Source organism: Ancylobacter novellus DSM 506, from assembly GCF_000092925.1.
GTDB classification, from domain to species: Bacteria; Pseudomonadota; Alphaproteobacteria; order Rhizobiales; family Xanthobacteraceae; genus Ancylobacter; species Ancylobacter novellus.
The window spans coordinates 4,555,235-4,572,645 of the sequence record NC_014217.1; the positions used below are offsets into that span (position 1 = coordinate 4,555,235).

Genomic DNA, 17,411 nt, shown 5'->3' on the forward strand with positions numbered 1-17,411 from the left:
CCGTTTCAGCAGTAGATCGGGCAGCGGGCGCTGCACCAGATCGGCATCGCGCGCTAAACGGCGCGGCGGGAAATTCCGTACTGGAAAATTCGGCCGAGAGAGAAAGCGCGATTTCCGCGCCCTGAGAGCCCAAATTCCGTACCGCAGAGAGAAATGCATCGCCCGGAAACCCGCAGACACGCGGGGTTTGCGGGCTCAAGCCAAGGCGCGACGGTTTTCGGCAGACTGAATGGCGGAGTGCGTAGTCGTCTGCGAACCCGTCTCCACTCGCCCCTGCTGTGAGGGTGATTAGCAAGGGGCGGCAGAGGCAATTCTTCGAGCGCGGCTGCCACAAAGAGCCGTTGACGGCCATTTACCGAATCGGTGAGTATTCGCGCGTCACCTTAGCAGCAGCGCACTCGTGGGCATTTGCCGAGGGATGGCTTCGTTCAATCGCGCCGTAGGCGGATTGTTCAGCGTCGGGAATGACCCCGGCGCGAAGAAGTCGTCCTCGCCCAGAGGCCGCAACCATGAGCTGCAATCCCCCTGTTCAGCCCGCTGTCGCTTCGATCGTCTCCAATGCTCCAATCGTGCCGGAGGAATATCGGAACCTAGAACTTCTAATTAGATGTATTCCAATTGAGCACATCAAGTCCTACGAACACAATCCTCGTACGCATTCGAAGCACCAGATTGATCTCATTTTTGATTCAATCCGGACATTTGGATTCGTCTCTCCGGTTACAATCGCCAATGATGGGACGCTAATCGCGGGCCACGCGCGTGTAATCGCGGCAAAGTCGCTCGGCTACACCTCTATTCCCGCGATCTGTCTCAGTCATCTAACCCAAGCCGAGCAACGCGCGCTTCGCATTGCGGACAACAAAATTGCAGAGCGTGCCGGCTGGAACGATAAGTTCCTTGCCGAAGAGTTCGCCTTTCTAACCACCGATCTAAGCGTCGATTTTGATGTCGCGGTTACAGGCTTCGAAAACCCTGAAATCGATGGGCTTATTGCTGGTCTCGACGATGATGAAGCTTCCGCAGACGAGCGCGATGTTGTTCCCGAAGTCTCGTGGGGGAGCCCGGTCTCACAATTCGGCGACCGCTTCGATCTCGATGAACACAGCATTATTTGTGGTGACTCGACTGACTCTGGAACGTTCGGCGAGCTTATGGGCGACGAGCGCGCCACCGTGGTCAGCAGTGATGGGCCCTATAATGTCGCGATCAATGGGCATGTAAGCTCTACAGGTCGGCATCGAGAGTTCGTCGCTGGTGTCGGCGAGATGGACGCTGACGCCTTTACGGCTTTCAATGCAAGTTATCTCAACAACTGTCTAGCTTATAGTGTACCCGGTGTTCTCATCTATGCTTTCATGGATTGGAGGCATATGGAGGAAGTGCTTAGCGCGGGCAGGCTGGCGAAGCTGGATCTACAAAATCTCTGCGTGTGGAACAAAGGCTCGGGAGGGATGGGGTCTTTCTACCGCAGCCAGCATGAACTCGTTTTCGTGTTCAAAGAGCCCTCGGCCAGCCACGTCAATAATGTGAAGCTCGGCAAGTTTGGGCGCAACCGTACGAACGTCTGGAACTATCCCGGAGCCAGTAGTCTGCGCAAAGAACTTGAGCTTCATCCGACGCCTAAGCCGGTTGCGCTCGTCGCCGACATCATCCGTGACGCCTCCAATCGCGGCGATGTCGTCCTCGATCCATTCTCGGGCTCCGGCACCACGATCATCGCTGCTGCGAGCACCGGCCGTCGGGCCCGGGTGATTGAGCTCGACCCACACTACGTCGACGTCGCTGTCCGGCGGTGGGAGGAGTGGTCTGGAGGGGTAGCCCGCCACTCGGCAACGGGACTGACCTTTGCCGAGCTGGCCCAGCGTAGGCGTCTATCCAAGGAGCGTGCGGCCCCAAAGGCCACCCGCATTCGCGTTCGTCGCAGCACCACACTCATCGGTGAGGAGTGATGGGCATGGCGACTAACAACAAGCCCCAGCAAAAGATCGGTGAGCCGCAGCATGAGAGCGGCAAGGGCAGCTATCGCTGCCCTCCCGTTGAGACCCGCTTTAAGCCTGGTCAAAGTGGAAACCCCGGAGGCCGAAGGAAGGGTAGTCGCAACGTCAGTAGTGTTCTCGATGATGTGCTTGGCCAAGAAGTCACGATCCAGGAGGGCGGCAAGCGCAAGAAGGTCACCGTACTCAAGGCCGTTCTTCTCTGTCTGGCTCGGGAAGGCCTGAAGGGGAATATCCGTGCCATCGACAGCCTCCTCGATCGTGCCCAGCGGAGCGAGAGCAAATCGGAAGCGACGGGCACAGATGATCTGCCGGCGGAGGATAACGGCATCATCGAGAGGGCGCTCGACCGTCAAACGCGTAAGTCAGCGACGACGCAGCGTGGCCCAAAGAACGTCAAGCGCGACAACGGGGGAGGGGACGATGAGAGATGAAGCCCGTCTGCTCCGCGCTTTTCTTCGCCGAGATCTTTGTGCCTTTATGGAGAAGGTCTTCGCCGAGCTCGAACCTGGCACGGTCTATCAGCCGAACTGGCACCTTGAGCATCTCGCCTACATGCTGTCGCGGGTGGCGAGCGGCGAGATCCGACGGTTGATCATCAACGTGCCACCAAGGTCCGGGAAGTCGCTCCTCGCGAGCGTCGCCTTCCCCATGTGGTGGCTCGGTCATGATCCAACGAGGCGCATCATCTGCGTCTCACATACAGAGAGCCTGGCGAGGAAGTTCAGCCAGGATCGCCGCCTCGTCGCCGAGTGCGCCTGGTTCTGGCGGGCGTTTCCGCGCTTCCGGCTTGATGGCCGGGGGCAGCGGAGCCTGGAACTTATCACCGATCTCCGAGGGTCGATCTTCGCGGCGGGCGTCGGCGGCGCCATCCTGGGTCGCGGCGCGGATCTCATGATCGCGGACGATCCACTCAAGGGCATGGACGCGCTGTCGAGCGCCAAACGCAACAGCCTGAACGACTTCTTCGACAACACGCTTGTCACGCGCCTGAACGATAAGAAGACGGGCGCGATCATCATCATCATGCAACGCCTGCACGAGGACGACCTGGTCGGCCATGTCCTACGCAAGGAAGGGTGGGAGGTCGTCTCCCTCCCCGCCATCGCCACCGAAGCCGGCTCCTTCGCGTTAGGCTCTGACCCCAGGGACAAATATGTTCGCCGGATTGGGGAGGTACTGGACGCCAACCGAGAACCTCTCGAGGTGCTCGAGGCATTGCGCCGGACCCAGGGAAGTCTGATCTTCTCGGCGCAGTACCAACAAAACCCCATCCCCGCCGAGGGCAACCTCGTCCGCCGCGAGTGGCTGCGTCGCTATGACCGGCCACCTTCCTTCGACCGCCTGGTGGTCTCCTGGGACACCGCCTCCACCTTGGGAGAGGCCAGTGACTGGTCGGTAGGCACCGTATGGGGTGCACGCGGCGTCGACTTCTACCTGATCGATGTTGTGCGAGGGCGGTTTGAAAGCCCGGAGCTCCGGCGCCAGATACTCGCTCTCCACCGGCGCTACGAGGCCGACGCCACGTTAATCGAGGACACCGAGCTTGGCCGAGCCATGGAGCAAGATCTGCGCAGCACAGGCGAGTTGCGCGCCCTTAAAATGAGGCCCAGGTTCGATAAGGAGGCGCGTTTTCTCGCCCAGTCGGCACGGTTCGAAGCCGGGCAAGTGCACGTTCCTGAGGAAGCGCCATGGCTCGCTGATTACATCAGCGAACTGCTCGCCTTTCCGAACGGGCGTCACGACGATCAGGTCGACAGCACCTCGCAGGCGCTGCACTACCTCACTCTGAGCACCGCAAGGGAGCGAGAGCTGATCCGTCGGGAAATTCCTCGTCGGAGCATCACACGGCGAAGCTGATACGTCGCGGTGATGGGGCGTCTGCGGACGTCCCTCACCGCATCGCCCGGAAAGATTACCCTTATGGTTTCGGCCGCTCCTCTCTCCGCTCCACTTCGGGTTGCTCAATCAGTCGAGGCTGTTACCTCCACCACCTCGCGCGTCTCGAGGTCGTAATAGCATTTAAGTTTGACGCGCTGCATGGCGCCATAAACATTCTGGAAGCGCGCATCCTCCTCAATGAGGCTGATCTTGCCGCTCTTGGCGGATCCCTCATAGGGAAAATAGGTCCCGAAGGCGAAGAATGGGATGTCAGCATCGCCAAAGCGCGCCAGCTTTCTTGCGGCCCGTTTGCAACTTGTCTGCGCCTGCGTCATCCCCTCGTAGATATCCACTAATTGTTCTTGTGAAGCGCAGCTCTTGTAGTCCTTGCGACATGCCTCGTCTGAGCCGTGAGGAGGTGCTGCGACGGGTCGAGCGTCGTGCTTCCATCCCGCACCCACCAGGACCATCAGGCCCAAAGGGACCAGCCATTTGGCCGCTCTGAGTGGCGACCGCCCGAAAATCAGAAACGCGACGCCCGAGAGTAGGGTCCCTATCAGCGCAATGAAGAGGATAAAGAAGAACGTGGACGCAGCCATCATGCCCTCTGCCGATCCGGTACAGGACCCGACAGGTCGCTCCTGTGCCAGGGCAAGTCCAGTCATATCCGACAATTAGATATCCGATTTTTGAATATATTGTCTATGCGCCTACGCAACGAGCCGGTCTTTCCCGCCCCGGCTCGCCATGCCCAGCTCGTTTCGCTCCGGCCGCCATAAACGTCTCGCGGAACTGCTTGAGCGGTATCGGCGGGAGGCGGATATGAAGCAGGCCGATGTCGCGAAAAGGTTAGGGCGTCATCAGCCGCTCATCACCAATATGGAGAACGGTCAGCGTCGGATCGACGTGATCGAGCTTCTTGAGCTTGCAGAGATCATTGGCTTCAATCCCCACGATGTGCTGGATGAGCTGCTGAAGGTGCCGAAGGGCGATTGAGCTAATCTGCTAACGCGGCTGCCTGCCGCAGGCTGAAAGGAGGCGGCATGTCGCGCTTATGGCGCGTGGCGGGGCACCCTTTGCCGTTTCAACTCGGCATCCAGTGATTTACGACGCCCGAGAACGCTGGCGAGAGGCTGCTTTGAGCTCGCGGCTGCTCCGATCCCAGCGTCGTTTGCTGCGCATAGCTACTCGCGCGCAGAGCTCCCATACTCGGCGACAATCACCGACCGATATAGGCGGCGAGCTCGTCAGCCGTCCCGTTGGGAAAGGCGCGCTTGAGATGATCGAGGAAGGCTGAAACCCGGGCGTTCACGCTCACGTCAGGCCTCTGCTCGTTCTTGAATCGGACAGTGGCACAGGGATGTGGGTGTGATCCTCAGTGGCACATAGGCCGCCGCCCCCTCGACTGGAGTCACGTCACATCCGGCGGCACAATATCGTCGATCCGATCCTGCACGTCATCGGCCAACACGATCTCAACGCCCGCTAGCAGGCCGTCAAGTTGCACGGTGGTGCGGGGGCCGACGATCACGGCGATGGGCCTCTCGTCCCAAGTCATTACCGCTGGCGATCCTCTGCCTGTTGCCTTGATGCTGGCTCCTGGCGTCGACTGGCGCAGTGATGCAGCCACGATGATATGGAAATGTCTTGCGCAACCAGCGTTTGTGAAAGATGGTGCTGCCGACATGATATCCGCTCAGCATTGGAGAACGCGGTTTCCGCGGCCGATCCATCTTCAGGATGGAACGACGCTGCGGACGCTGCTCGACGGCTACCATGAGATGCGTAGCCACCTTCACCCTAACGGACAAAGCATCTTCGTCCTCTCGACGATCGACTACCTCGCCCGCGCCGCCCAGAGCGGCACTGCGGGGGACGTCCGGACCGCCGCAAGTCTCCTGGAGCGCTTCGCAGCCCAGGCGCGATAACGTGATGCAGGTCTATGCTGGGCTCAGGCTTGGACGTTCGATCTCGACAAGTGTCACGGGACAATATTAGGTCAGTGCCATGAGTCGTCCTCCCATTCGCCGGTTCTCCGGTTCCGCTCGCGACACCGCTGAAGCTGCATTCAAATCCGCGACCACGAAGCCTCCAGCAACGGGCGAGCGCCCGAAGGCGCCCCAGTTGCCGGGTGCCAAGGAGATGGTGAGCATCCGGCTTGACCGGGATGTGCTTGATCATTTCCAAGACGATGGACCGGGCTGGCAGGATCGCATCAATGCTGCGCTCCGCAAGGCAGCGGGACTGTAGCGGAAGGCCTCTGCGTCAGGTCGGACACCCGTGACGTTGATTGTCGCCGTCCGCTACGTTAATCGACCGTCATGACCGAAAAACTCGAAGCCCTTCGCGCCCGTCTGGTGTTGGCACAACGCGAACTCATCAAGGCTGCCGCCGAGGCGGGCACTGTCCCCTCCGACAACGCGCTGCGCAAGATTGCGGACCTGGAGGTCACCATCGGCGCCGTCGAGACGATGATCGACGAAGAGCGGACGAGATAGCTCACGGACGACGCGCCGAGGATAACCGGGCAAGGTTATACGTCGAGCCCAGAGCCGACTTTTGCAACGGTATCGGTCAAAAGCGGCCTTTCAGCCACGGCCGAAGACCGGACATTGGAGGCGGCACCTGTCTTCGGCGGCCCAACCTCTACATTGACAACTGATCTGCCCAGCGCGCGAGGCTACCTGCCGTTCAGCACCTCGGGCGGCGCCTTGCTGTTCCACCTGCTGAGCAAGCTCTATGAGCGCACCAGTGTGATCATCACGGGCTACCGTCTTCGGCGATGCAAAGATGACCACGGCTCTCCTCGACCGGCTCACCCATCACTGCGACATCATCGAGACCGGCAACGAGAGCTGGCGCTGGCGAACGCGGCTTTTCCGATGGCGCGGCGTCGGGCGAGCTTTGCGATGCGGGCGCGGATGAGTTGCTCGTCGATGAGAGCCGGATCGAATGGCGCACCGTACCAGCGCATGAGGTCTTCATGCTCCTCTTGGTTCGGATCAGCGATGGCTTCGAGGAAGATTTCAAAGCCCGGAATACCGCCGACATCCTCGGGCGGCGCGCGGCGCTCACCATCGATGTAGCGAGGATAATCTATGGCGGGATCCGCCGCGGCGGTCGCCTCGATCGTGATCGTTGTGGAGCAACCCACTCGGCGGTGCAATGTCCTGATCGTGCAAGAATTTTTCTGCCGTTGAACATGAGAGGGGACGGCAATAGGGGGCGGTAGGAATCGCTCGTTTGTGATCGTCACGCAACTTCACAATGCATCCGATCGAGCGAGTTTCGAGCACACCGGATCAGTGGTGTCACGTACGCTTCACCTCCAAGAGCTGCCACAGGAACCGGACACGGTCGATGTCGCACAAGCGCCACGAATGTGGATGTGGCCAAGAGGCGCCTAAATCCCATCCAGCAGAACGATCGCGAAACTTCCCGCGGCCGGATGCGGTTCCGCGCGGCGCGGACCCGCCGCGCGCGTTACCCGATTGCGACGCTCATGCCGCCATCGGCCATCACTACCGAGCCGACGATGAAGCTCGCACGGTCCGAAGCGAGGAAGGCGACAATCTCGGCAATCTCTGCGGGATCGGCCGCACGGCCGATTGGCGCCTTGGCGCCGTGCTCGGCGAGGAAGCCGCGGCCGTCTTCCATGAAATGGTTGAGGAGGTTCGTGACCACGTCGCCAACGCCGATCGCGTTGACGCGAACTCCGTGCTGAATTGCCTCAAGCGCCTGGGTACGGGTCAATTGAGCCAGGGCGCCCTTCGATGCCGTGTACGCCGCAATGCCCGGAAAGGCGAAATAGGACGCGTAGGAGGCGATATTGATGATCGCTCCCGATTTCTTCGTCATCATCACTTTCGCGGCCTCCCGCGAATGCAGGAAGGCGCCGGTGACATTCGTATCCATCTGCCAGTTCCAGTCGTCACGCGTCATCTCGACGAGTTCCTTGTAGAGGATGCGGCCTGCATTGTTCACGAGGATGTCTAGGGCGCCGAAGGTCTCGACGGCGAGCGCGACCGCCTTTTCGGCCGTGCCGTCTACGGTAATATCGCCGACAAAAGCCACGAGCCCGTCCCGCTTCAATTCTTCGACGGCGGGATCGATGTCCTCGGCCACCACTTTGGCGCCGCGGGCATGTAGCAGTTCTGCGATGGCGCGCCCGATGCCGCTGGCAGCCCCCGTCACGAGGGCGACCTTGCCCTCAACTTCATTCACTGACGATGCGATGTTCGACATGGGATATCTCCTGACGGGATCACCGGAAATTGGCCGAGATCGCCGACCCCAAAGGCGAGCCGGTCCCGTCTCGACGACGTGAAACCGATATGCCATCGGGCCGCGCGTCCTTCTCTCGGGCGATCGACGAACCTGTCGGAGTCTTGCTCATAAGGAGCATGTCGTGCGAGCGACCATGCTATCTGCCGCGATAGTCTCCGGGGGAGACGCCCGTTTCCTTGCGAAAGACCTGTGAGAAATGGCTCGGACTCGAATAGCCGATATCCATCCCAATCAAGATGATCGACCGATCAGTCTCACGCAGGAGTCGGCGCGCGACCGTCATCCGCATCCCGATGAAATACTTCGAGGGTGTAAGCCCGGTGGACCGCTTGAATTGCCTGCTGAAATGGGCCTCGCTCATCCCCGCTGCGCGCGCATAACGACCGAGATCGAACTCGCTCGCTAGGGTCTGCTGCATCAGGTCGGTCACTCGCCGCAGACGATAGGCCGGAATGGCGCTCCGGCGTCGCACGGTGGAGCGCTGAGGGTCTACGTAGCGCCGCACCAGTTGGATCGACACAGCCTGCGCAACGCTTTCAAGTAGCAGCGCGCTCGGCTGAGTCTGGCCCGAAATCTCGCGTGCCAGCGTCTCGATCAGCGGACTCAACTCAGCATCATTCACCCCAGACACATCGCGCAGGGTCAATCGGCTGACCGTTCCATAAATCTCCTGAGTCGCGCGGGCGAGCAGCGGGAGTCCGAGATAGAGGTGCATCACCTCGAAGGGCAGCCCGTCGTGGGATCGCCAGCGCAGTTCATAGGGCTCGTCGGAATCGGTAAGGAAGAAGTCACCTGCCTTCACGTCGCTGGCAAGCCAGTTGCCGCCGATGTCGCGCTCCTCTACCGTCGCAGATCCCTTGAGTATCCACACGATCAAGGGCTCGGCAACTGCCGGCACGATGAAGCTTTCCTGGACGGAATTTCGCGCAAATATCTGGACGATGACGTCCCTGGACGGGTGGCGGCCGCCGTCAGCGATGAGACGGCCAGCAATATGTGTCTTCAGCATCTCGGCTGACGTCTTGTCGGTCACGTGCAGGCCTCGTTCGATGAGCCACTGCCGGTTTGGTGGACACGCACCTTAAGCAGACGCTGCATTCCGCTCAAAATCCGGGCGTTCGGCTGAGAACGGATCAAGACCCAGGCATGTCGATTCCACGCCACGTTTGGCATGACTACGCCAGTTTACGCTAAACTTGGACGGCAGATCGGGCGGAATTCGAACGTTACGTGGAAGCAATCGGCTGGCGCTTGGACGGTTGATAGGCGGTGTGCGCTTTTGGAAGTAGGCCAACGTAGGTTTGACGGCCGACATGCGGCGCGGAGCACGTCAAGACGATCGCCTAACCGTATCTCGAGTGGCAATGCCGCAGCGTTTCATAGGTCTCCACGCCAGACCTCTGTTCCATACTGCCTCTTATGCGACTTTCGAAGCACAGATCCTGAACATGAAGAGCGCACCGATGTGTCTGGCGTAGACCGCCTTGAGGTCGGTTTCGCGAGCCACCTCCGCAACCGGATAGCCCCGCTCGGTGATCTGAACGACCGCCTCGCGCTTGAAGTCCTCGGTGAAGGTCGCTTTGCCCAACGGTGGCCTCCTTGCCTCCAAATTTAGGGAAGAAGGCGTCCAGAAATCTAGGGGCGGTTCAAAGGTTGCAGCGAGAGCAACGACTGCCGCGGAGTTTTGTTGGGTCTTTTCGGAGCGTAGGGCGACCCGCTTGAAGCGCTTGAGCTTGCCGACGGTCTGCTCGATGCGGGCGCGCCCTGCACCTATGTGAGTACCAAGGCGTTTCTGGCGTACTTCGGCTTCGACACGCTGCGCGACCTGCCGGAAATGGAGGCGCTCAAGGATGCCGGCCGGCTCAGCAAGGACATGCTGCTGGCGGGGGATATTCCGTTCGGGCTCGGGGGTGGTGAGGAACCGAGGACATCGACCGGGACGACGGAGTTTGATTGATCGGCATGCCGAATCAGGTGATCGGCGAAGCGACCCTCTTGCATGAATTCGTATTCATGCTAGAAATCCTACAACCAATGGGTACCTGGCGCGAAGGTCATCGTCGCATGAATACGAATTCACAACCCGCGACGAGCCGAGATATTGCCCGGCTCGCCAAGGTGTCTCAGGCCACGGTGTCTCGTGTGCTCTCTGGTCACCCCAGTGTGCAGCCCGAGACAAGGGACCGGGTGTTGGCCGCGGTCCGCCAGCTGAACTATCGGCCCAACGGAATGGCGCGAGCCATGCGGACCAATCGTACCGGCAATATAGGCGTGGTCGTCTCCCGCCTCGCCAATCCCCTTTATCCTCAAATGCTGCAGATTTTGGGTCAGCACCTGGCCGAGGCCGGCTTGCGAATGATGGTGTGGAGCACCTCGGAAGCTGATGAAATGAACGCGTTGTCGGCAGCGCGAGAGAGTCTGGTCGACGGCATCATCATGACCACCGCAACGACCAACTCGTCACAGCTCTACGACGCATTGAAGTTGAACGTCCCGGTTGTTCTGATCAATCGCGTGGTCGAGGGCTGGCCCTGTGATCAACTCAGCAGTGACAATTATGATGGCGGGCGCCAGGTCGCTGACTACCTCGTTAAGGCTGGGCGTCGCCGTTTGGGCCTTATTGGGGGGCCTGCGGTGGCCAGCACAATCCGCGATCGCTTGGCCGGATTCCGGGATGGGCTTGCCTCTTTGGGTGTGGCCCTTGATCCGGGTTGCTGTGTCGATGCGCCAATGTTTTCACATCAAAACGGCTTCGCAGCAGCGAGCGCATTGCTTGATCTCGCCGACGCGCCGGATGCGATTTTCTGCGTCAACGACGTGCTGGCCTTGGGCGCTTGTGATGCGGCAAGGACCCGGGGACTGAATGTCCCGAACGATTTCTGGCTTGTGGGGTACGACGATATCGAGATGTCGGCGTGGCCCGCCTTCGACCTGACGACAGTCAGGCAGCCACTAACGCGTATGACGGCGGATGCCGTCTCGCTGCTTCAGGACCGCATCACCGGCGTGATGCGCGAACACTCCATCAAAGTGCTGCCTAACGACCTCATGGTGCGCGGGTCGACGGCCGGATTTCGGCCGGCAGCTTGAAAGCAGGCTTAAAACCTATGGCGATCATCGAAGAAACGGCTCGTATCACTCCGGTTCGTCATACCGCCGACGTGCTCGTCGTCGGCGGCGGCGCGGCGGGAATGGCAGCCGCCGTAGCAGCGCGCCGCCTCGGTGCGGATGTGCTCCTCGTCGAGCGCAATGGCTATCTGGGGGGCACGCTCTCCATGGTAACTCTCGGCAGCATCTGCGGCCTCTACGCCGTAACCCCGACGGAGGTGATCCCCGTAGTTGCGGGCTTCGCGAGTGAGTTTGTCGAGCGGATGCAACGCCTTGGCGGTTCAAAGGGGCCGCTTCGTTGGCTGGAAACGGCGTCTCTTCCGTATGATCCGACAATAGCGAAACTCGTCGGCGATGAGATGGCGAGCGAGGCGCAGCTCCGTGTCGCTTTCCACTCTCAAGCGGTAGACGTCGTCTGCGAGGAAAACCGCGTCAACGGCGTCATTTTTGAATCCCGCGACGGACGATGGGCCTGCCTTGCGAAGGTAATCATCGACTGTACCGGCAACGCCGACATCGCGTCTCTCGCGGGGGCCGAATTCGAGCACGACCCCGCAGAAATCCAGGCACCCACAACTATGTTCAGGTTTGGCGGTGTCGATACAGAGCGGACCGCGCGGATGACGCGTGATGAGCTGCGGCGTTTCTTGGAGGAGGCTGTGGCGGCTGGGATGCCGTTACCGCGTACGGCGGGAGGCATGTTCTCACCTCACCCCGGTTCCATGCACCTCAACATCACACGTGTGCTGAAAGACGGTCGTTCGCCTGATCCCCTCAATACGGCAGAGCTGACCGAGGCAGAGATGGAAGGCCGGCGTCAGCTGCGCCTTTATTTGGAGGCATTCCGTCGCTTCGTGCCGGGATACGAGAATGCGTACATCGCGGATGTGGGTGCCGAGATCGGTGTGCGCGAAAGCCGGCGGATTGTCGGGGACTACCGACTGACGCTGGAGGATGTTCTTGGCGAGGCGCGTTTCGAGGATTCGATCGCCTGCAGCGCCTGGCCGGTAGAGGAACATGGCGCCGGTCGGGCCACCCGCTGGGTATTCCTTAAACCGGGTACCTTCTATGAGCTGCCATATCGCATGATGCTGCCGGCGTACGTCGACGGCCTGCTGGTGGCGGGCCGGTGCGCGTCAGCAACCCATGATGCTCACGCTTCAATGCGCGTCGCCGGAGTATGCATGGCGCTCGGCGAAGCCGCAGGTGTTGCAGCAGCTCAGGCCGTCTTAGCGGGCGCGAACGCACCAGATCTCCGCAAGCTCGACATTGGCAAGCTCCAAGCCCAGCTCGGAAAGCAGGGTGCGATCGCAGGAGCTCACGCCGTCCAATCCATCACCGCGACAGCCGAAAAGGTCGTGTCATGACCAAGAAACTGAGATCCAATTTCGATCCCGGTACCACCCGCTGGGCGATCCGCCGGGCGCAATGGCGGGCTCTCGGCTTGAGCGACGCCGACATGCTGAAGCCGAAGATCGCGGTGGTGAACTCGTCATCAGAGCTTTCGATTTGCTTCAGCCATCTCGATGAAGTGGCAGCCCTGGTTAAGGACGGAATTCGCGAAGCCGGCGGGATTCCTTTCGAGGTGCGCACCTCCGCTCCGAGTGATTTCATCACCGGCGCAGGACGCGGCGGACGTTATCTGATGCCGACGCGGGACCTGCTCGTTAACGACATCGAGGTTGCTGTCGAGGGTGCCGTGCTTGACGGCATGGTTTGCCTGAGCAGCTGCGACAAGACGGCGCCGGCCCATATGATGGCCGCCGCCCGCCTCAACCTTCCTTCGCTGCTCGTTATCGGAGGCTATCAGGCGTGCGGGCGTCTGCACGATGAGCCGGTCGACATTGAAGACGTGTTTGAGTCCGTAGGCGAGCTCGCAACGGGCGGCACGAGCATTCGTCATATTGAGGAACTCTGTGAAGTCGCCGTCAAAAGCCCGGGCGTGTGCGCTGGCATGGGCACAGCCAACACCATGCACATTATGGCCGAAGCGGTAGGCATGACCTTGCCGGGGAGCGCTCCCGTCGCGGCTTATGGAACGCGTATGCGAGAGATGGCCTTTGCTGCCGGGCGCCGCATCGTCGGCATGGTGGCCGAGGACTTACGACCGCGGGACATCCTCACGCCTGGTGCTTTCGCCAATGCCATTGCCGTTGGTCTGGCGGTGTCGGGCTCGATCAACATGCTGCGCCACCTCCAGGCTGTCGCTGAAGAGGGGGGGGTGCCTGTCGACGTCTATCGTCTCATTGACCAGCTTGGCGCAGTCGTCCCCCTGCTGTGTGCGATCAAGCCCAATGGGCCGGGACGCATTGAGGATCTCGAGCGTGCAGGCGGCACGCTATCGGTCATGAAGCGGCTCGAGCCTATTTTGCAGGGTGATGCCATCACCGTCTCCGGTCGTTCGGTCCGCGACGTTCTGGCGGACGTGAGGATAGAGGCTGACACCGTGGTCGGAACGATGGATCGCCCGGCGGCGCCCGGACCGTCAGTGGTTATCCTGCGCGGTACTCTCGCGCCGGAAGGCGCGATTATGAAACTCGGCAGTGGCAAGAAGGACGTTTTCCAGGGCCCGTGTCGTGTTTTCGAGTCTCAGGAGGACGCGCTTGCCGCGCTTGGGCGTGGCGAGATCACCGGAGGCCAGGTGATCGTTTTGCGTGGGCTAGGAGCACGCGGGGGGCCTGGCGTCGCCTCGGCCTCGTGGTTCGTCGCCGCCGTGAATGGGGCGCATCTCGGAGAGGATATCGCAGTGATCACGGACGGACAGCTCTCCGGTCTCAACCGCGGAATGACCGTCGGACAGGTCATGCCCGAAGCCGCAGATGGTGGCCCGATCGGCGTGGTCAGTGATGGGGATGAGGTCATCATCGACATCCAGGCGCGTCGCATCGATCTGCTCGTCGATGCAGTCGAGGTCGAGCGCCGCCTTTCGGCCCTGCCGAGCTTTCGCTCGACAGAAAAAGCCGGCTGGCTCGCGCTGTACCAGGACCTTGTCCAGCCGCTCACGAAGGGTGGCGTGCTCAGACCGAAATCCTGAGCCCGCCCCTAGGTCTTAACGATCAAAATCAAACAAAACGAAGGGAGCAACGCCATGAATCTATCCCGCAAGGAGTTCTTGAGACTCGCGATCGCCAGCGGAGCCTCCGCTGCCTTTGGCTTGCCGCGTGCGAGCCTCGCCGCCGGCCTCACCGGCACCGTCAGCTACCTCACCTATGAGGCGCTTCCGACGACAAAGAAGGTGACCGGCGAATTGGTCGCGGCCCTCGAGGCAGCCAATCCTGGACTGAAGATCAATGTGCTCTTCACGTCGCCGGAAGCCGTGCGCAAGCAGGTATCGTCCATGTTGCAGAGCGGATCGGCGCCCGATCTCGTCAACCTCGATCTGGAGGACGCGGTTCTCTACGGCCATGCGGGTTTGCTGGAGCCGGTAACGTCGATCGTCAGCAAGATCGAGAACCTTCCCGACCGTTGGCGCGCTCGCCTCGACGGACAGGACTTTTTCGTGCCGATGGGCGTGAAGTTCACCTACAGCTGGTATCGCTCGGACCTGTTGGAGAAGGCTGGCCTTACTCCGCCGAAGACCTGGGACGAGTTTCAGTCCGCAGCTGCTAAACTGACGGGCAACGGACAGTATGGTTACGTCGTCAACTCCAATGAAACTGGCGACCAGCCGGTTAGCACGCTGTTTAGCTACGCGTTCTCGAATGGCGTGAACTTCATCGATGACGACGGGAATATCCTGTTCGCCGAAGGTGACAACAGGGCGGCCCTTGCCGATACACTTCGCTTCTTGGCAGCAATGTCGAAATTCTCGCCAAGTGGCGCCGGATTTACCTGGGGCGACATCATCAATTCGTTCGCCTCGGGCAAGGTCGCGATGGCCGATTATATCGGCTCGCGTCTGTACTCCGTGGTTGCGCAGAATAATCCCGCTCTCGCGCAGTTCACAAAACCGTTCGTCCAGCCTTATGGGAAGTCACCTGCAAATCGCCTTTCGGCCGAAGGCTTCATGGTCTTCCGCAACGCGCCCAATAAGGAAGCCGCGAAAGCCATAGCCGTCTATCTGCGCGAAGGGCGTCGCTACTTCGACTATCTTTGGTCAATCCCTCTCCACGTGCTGCCGACGACCAAAGAGGCGTTCCTCGGCGATTTTCAGCAGGACCCGTTCGTGCGGGACCATCAGGACATCGCCAAGGTGGTGGAAGCCTCGTGGGATGTGGCGCGCAATCCGGTCTATGACCTCAACGGCAAGAAGGCTGCCTGGCAGCGCGCGCGGATCTACACCAGCACGGTCTACAACAAGATGCTGGCAACGGTCATTCAGGCCGGCGGCGATCCCAATGCAGCCATCGAGCAGGCGGCAAAATCAGCCAAGTCACTTCTGAAAAACGGCTGACGGCATGACGAATCTTTCCGTTTCAAAATGGCGGCGACCCGACTTTACGACGGTTGCTTTCGTGTCGGTCGCTGGCCTCTTTCTTGCGGTGATGATCGTTCCGGTCACCTGGGCGATCATCCTTGGATTTACGAACAGCGGGCCGTTCAGTGCACGCCTGACCTATGCTGGCCTCAGCAACTTCGTCGACACCTTTGCCGACGAAGCCTTCTGGCGGGCGCTGCTGATCGGCACAATCTACGCGGTCGTTTGCACCGTTCTGGAGGTGGTTCTCGGAGTTGCCATCGCCATCCTGATCTTCAGGTACGGACATGCGGCCGCGACGACGTTCGTCCTGATGCCCTACATGATCCCAACAGTGACGACCGCCCTCGTTTGGCGCTGGATGACCGACAGCCTCAACGGTATCTTCAACGTCATGTTGATGAAATGGGGGCTGGTAGGCGCACCTATAGAGTTCACAAGTTCCGGTGCACTTGCAATGTCACTGGTAGTGGTGGCGAGCGTATGGCAGTTCACGCCGTTTGTCGTGCTGGTTATTCTAGCTAATCTCGGCACCATTTCCTCTAGTATTTACGAGGCTGGCAAAGTAGATGGCACGAATTGGTGGCAGGAGCTCATCTACATTACCCTCCCCATCATTCGGGCGTCGATCTTGCTGGTCATCCTCCTGCGCGGCATCTGGATGTTCAATCGGTTCGATGTGATTTGGCTTCTCACATCGGGTGGGCCGCTGGGGTCAACTACCACGTTGCCGCTATACGCTTACGTCCAGGCCTTCGGCAACAATGACTATGGCCTTGCCGGAGCGGCATCTACTATCATTTTCATGATCTTGCTGGTGTTCGGAATCATTTACATCCGCGTATTCCAGCCAGAAAAGGAGGTCGCTCGTGGCTAGCACGCGACGTTCCATTCTGCCGACGGTCCTTATTGGGCTCTATCTGATCCCCGCCGCCTTCCCGTTCTACTGGATACTTAAGTCTGCGCTGGAGCGGCCCGAGGATGTGTACAATCCCCACCTCCTGCCGCGCGGTTTTTCGCTCAACAACTTCGCAGAACTTATTCATTCCACTAGTTTTGCGACCAACGCGCTTAACAGCCTGCAGGTAGCCCTCATCAGCAGCATTCTCGTCGTCTGTTGTAGTGCATTGGGAGGCTACGCGCTGGCTCGGGGAAATCTGCCCCATAAGGCGCTCATCGCTAAGGTGGTGCTGTTTTCCTACATGTTCCCCGAGGTTCTCTTGGGTATCCCCTTCTTCGCCATGTTTCAGAAGATGGGGCTTATCAATTCCCTGGGGGGACTTGCTGTCGCACACATCACCCTCAGCCTCCCATTCGGGCTTTGGCTTATGTGGCAATTCTATCAGTCCTTGCCTCAGTCTTACGAAGAGGCGGCGGAGATAGATGGCGCTAGCCGATTTCAGGTCTTTCTCCTGGTCATGGTGCCTCTTTCATTACCGGCGCTGGCTGCGGTCTTTATCTTCGCTTTTGCGGCGTCATGGAACGACTACGTTCTGGGGCTGATGCTTATCCGCGACGACAAAAACTTTACCTTGCCGATCGCGATGAGCCTTTTCGTCCAGCAAACAGAGCTCAACTGGGCCGTCATACAGGCCGCCAATTTCCTGCTTGCCGTTCCCGGACTGCTTCTTGTGCTGTTTGGGCGCAAGTACCTGGTTCGCGGCTTCCAGACGAGCGGACTGGCCAACTGAATCAGCGCCGTCGTTTGTGGCGCGCATGTT

At 60.1% G+C, this 17,411-nt stretch carries 19 protein-coding genes and 2 pseudogenes; 14 read left to right on the forward strand and 7 right to left on the reverse strand.

Translation table 11 applies throughout. From position 1 onward, the window contains the following. Positions 1 to 509: 509 nt before the first annotated feature. Genes SNOV_RS21440 through terL form a run of 3 tightly spaced genes read left to right on the forward strand, consistent with a single transcriptional unit; the run spans position 510 to position 3,857 of the window. A complete protein-coding gene (locus SNOV_RS21440) occupies positions 510 to 1,952 on the forward strand; it encodes a site-specific DNA-methyltransferase (protein WP_013169073.1) in 1,443 nt (480 codons plus the stop codon). Between the two features lie 5 nt (positions 1,953 to 1,957). After that, positions 1,958 to 2,431 (forward strand): DUF5681 domain-containing protein, encoded by a 474-nt coding sequence (locus tag SNOV_RS23895; protein ID WP_013169074.1) that lies wholly within the window; start codon positions 1,958 to 1,960, stop codon positions 2,429 to 2,431. Next, a complete protein-coding gene (gene terL, locus SNOV_RS21450) occupies positions 2,421 to 3,857 on the forward strand; it encodes a phage terminase large subunit (protein ID WP_013169075.1) in 1,437 nt (478 codons plus the stop codon). The genes SNOV_RS23895 and terL overlap by 11 nt, the downstream gene beginning before the upstream one ends. A 104-nt stretch (positions 3,858 to 3,961) precedes the next feature. On the opposite strand, the gene SNOV_RS21455 is transcribed toward terL, so the two are convergent. Next, positions 3,962 to 4,480 (reverse strand): hypothetical protein, encoded by a 519-nt coding sequence (locus SNOV_RS21455; RefSeq protein ID WP_041782507.1) that lies wholly within the window; start codon positions 4,478 to 4,480, stop codon positions 3,962 to 3,964. A gap of 145 nt (positions 4,481 to 4,625) precedes the next feature. Between SNOV_RS21455 and SNOV_RS21460 the strand changes: the two genes are divergently transcribed. After that, on the forward strand, positions 4,626 to 4,874 hold the full coding sequence (locus SNOV_RS21460; RefSeq protein ID WP_013169077.1) for a helix-turn-helix domain-containing protein: 249 nt from the start codon (positions 4,626 to 4,628) through the stop codon (positions 4,872 to 4,874). 223 nt (positions 4,875 to 5,097) lie between these two features. On the opposite strand, the pseudogene SNOV_RS23645 reads toward SNOV_RS21460, so the two are convergent. Further along, a pseudogene (locus tag SNOV_RS23645) lies at positions 5,098 to 5,190 on the reverse strand (LysR family transcriptional regulator); the annotation flags it as partial. A 99-nt stretch (positions 5,191 to 5,289) separates the two neighbouring features. After that, on the reverse strand, positions 5,290 to 5,436 hold the full coding sequence (locus SNOV_RS23185) for a hypothetical protein (RefSeq protein ID WP_210160637.1): 147 nt from the start codon (positions 5,434 to 5,436) through the stop codon (positions 5,290 to 5,292). Between the two features lie 449 nt (positions 5,437 to 5,885). On the opposite strand from SNOV_RS23185, the gene SNOV_RS23190 reads away from it, so the two are divergent. From SNOV_RS23190 to SNOV_RS23195, 3 genes and pseudogenes are all read left to right on the forward strand, one after another. Continuing rightward, complete coding sequence (locus tag SNOV_RS23190) at positions 5,886 to 6,128, forward strand: BrnA antitoxin family protein (protein WP_013169078.1); 243 nt, start codon at positions 5,886 to 5,888, stop codon at positions 6,126 to 6,128. Positions 6,129 to 6,199: 71 nt separating this feature from the next. Then, positions 6,200 to 6,376 carry a hypothetical protein gene (locus SNOV_RS23900; protein ID WP_013169079.1) on the forward strand — a complete coding sequence of 59 codons (177 nt, stop codon included), beginning with the start codon at positions 6,200 to 6,202 and terminating at the stop codon, positions 6,374 to 6,376. A gap of 180 nt (positions 6,377 to 6,556) precedes the next feature. Continuing rightward, positions 6,557 to 6,803: pseudogene (locus SNOV_RS23195) on the forward strand (ATP-binding protein); the annotation flags it as partial. Here SNOV_RS23195 and SNOV_RS21470 read toward each other — a convergent pair. From SNOV_RS21470 to SNOV_RS24420, 4 genes are all read right to left on the reverse strand, one after another. Further along, the gene (locus tag SNOV_RS21470; RefSeq protein ID WP_244413033.1) at positions 6,712 to 7,032 is read right to left on the reverse strand and encodes a plasmid pRiA4b ORF-3 family protein; all 321 of its coding nucleotides are present in this window, start codon (positions 7,030 to 7,032) and stop codon (positions 6,712 to 6,714) included. The pseudogene SNOV_RS23195 and the gene SNOV_RS21470 overlap by 92 nt on opposite strands. Positions 7,033 to 7,361: 329 nt before the next feature. Then, a complete protein-coding gene (locus tag SNOV_RS21475; RefSeq protein WP_013169080.1) occupies positions 7,362 to 8,123 on the reverse strand; it encodes an SDR family NAD(P)-dependent oxidoreductase in 762 nt (253 codons plus the stop codon). Between the two features lie 178 nt (positions 8,124 to 8,301). Further along, on the reverse strand, positions 8,302 to 9,198 hold the full coding sequence (locus tag SNOV_RS21480) for a helix-turn-helix domain-containing protein (RefSeq protein WP_013169081.1): 897 nt from the start codon (positions 9,196 to 9,198) through the stop codon (positions 8,302 to 8,304). A 384-nt stretch (positions 9,199 to 9,582) separates the two neighbouring features. After that, positions 9,583 to 9,753, reverse strand: a complete 171-nt coding sequence (locus SNOV_RS24420) for a transposase (RefSeq protein WP_417872121.1) — start codon at positions 9,751 to 9,753, stop codon at positions 9,583 to 9,585. 186 nt (positions 9,754 to 9,939) lie between these two features. Here SNOV_RS24420 and SNOV_RS24190 point away from each other — a divergent pair, with 186 nt between their 5' ends. The 7 genes from SNOV_RS24190 to SNOV_RS21515 are packed head-to-tail and all read left to right on the forward strand — an operon-like array spanning position 9,940 to position 17,381. Beyond that, entirely contained in the window at positions 9,940 to 10,122 is a 183-nt protein-coding gene (locus SNOV_RS24190) for a hypothetical protein (RefSeq protein ID WP_041782513.1), read from the forward strand. A 5-nt stretch (positions 10,123 to 10,127) separates the two neighbouring features. After that, a complete protein-coding gene (locus SNOV_RS21490; protein WP_244413035.1) occupies positions 10,128 to 11,255 on the forward strand; it encodes a LacI family DNA-binding transcriptional regulator in 1,128 nt (375 codons plus the stop codon). A 17-nt stretch (positions 11,256 to 11,272) separates the two neighbouring features. Beyond that, positions 11,273 to 12,640, forward strand: coding sequence for an FAD-dependent oxidoreductase (locus SNOV_RS21495; protein ID WP_013169083.1), 1,368 nt, complete (start codon positions 11,273 to 11,275; stop codon positions 12,638 to 12,640). Continuing rightward, the gene (ilvD, locus tag SNOV_RS21500) at positions 12,637 to 14,307 is read left to right on the forward strand and encodes a dihydroxy-acid dehydratase (protein ID WP_013169084.1); all 1,671 of its coding nucleotides are present in this window, start codon (positions 12,637 to 12,639) and stop codon (positions 14,305 to 14,307) included. The genes SNOV_RS21495 and ilvD overlap by 4 nt, the downstream gene beginning before the upstream one ends. Positions 14,308 to 14,361: 54 nt before the next feature. Continuing rightward, positions 14,362 to 15,666, forward strand: coding sequence for an ABC transporter substrate-binding protein (locus SNOV_RS21505; RefSeq protein ID WP_013169085.1), 1,305 nt, complete (start codon positions 14,362 to 14,364; stop codon positions 15,664 to 15,666). A gap of 4 nt (positions 15,667 to 15,670) precedes the next feature. Further along, on the forward strand, positions 15,671 to 16,567 hold the full coding sequence (locus SNOV_RS21510) for a carbohydrate ABC transporter permease (protein ID WP_013169086.1): 897 nt from the start codon (positions 15,671 to 15,673) through the stop codon (positions 16,565 to 16,567). Next, on the forward strand, positions 16,560 to 17,381 hold the full coding sequence (locus SNOV_RS21515; protein WP_013169087.1) for a carbohydrate ABC transporter permease: 822 nt from the start codon (positions 16,560 to 16,562) through the stop codon (positions 17,379 to 17,381). The genes SNOV_RS21510 and SNOV_RS21515 overlap by 8 nt, the downstream gene beginning before the upstream one ends. The last annotated feature ends 30 nt before the right edge of the window (positions 17,382 to 17,411 follow it).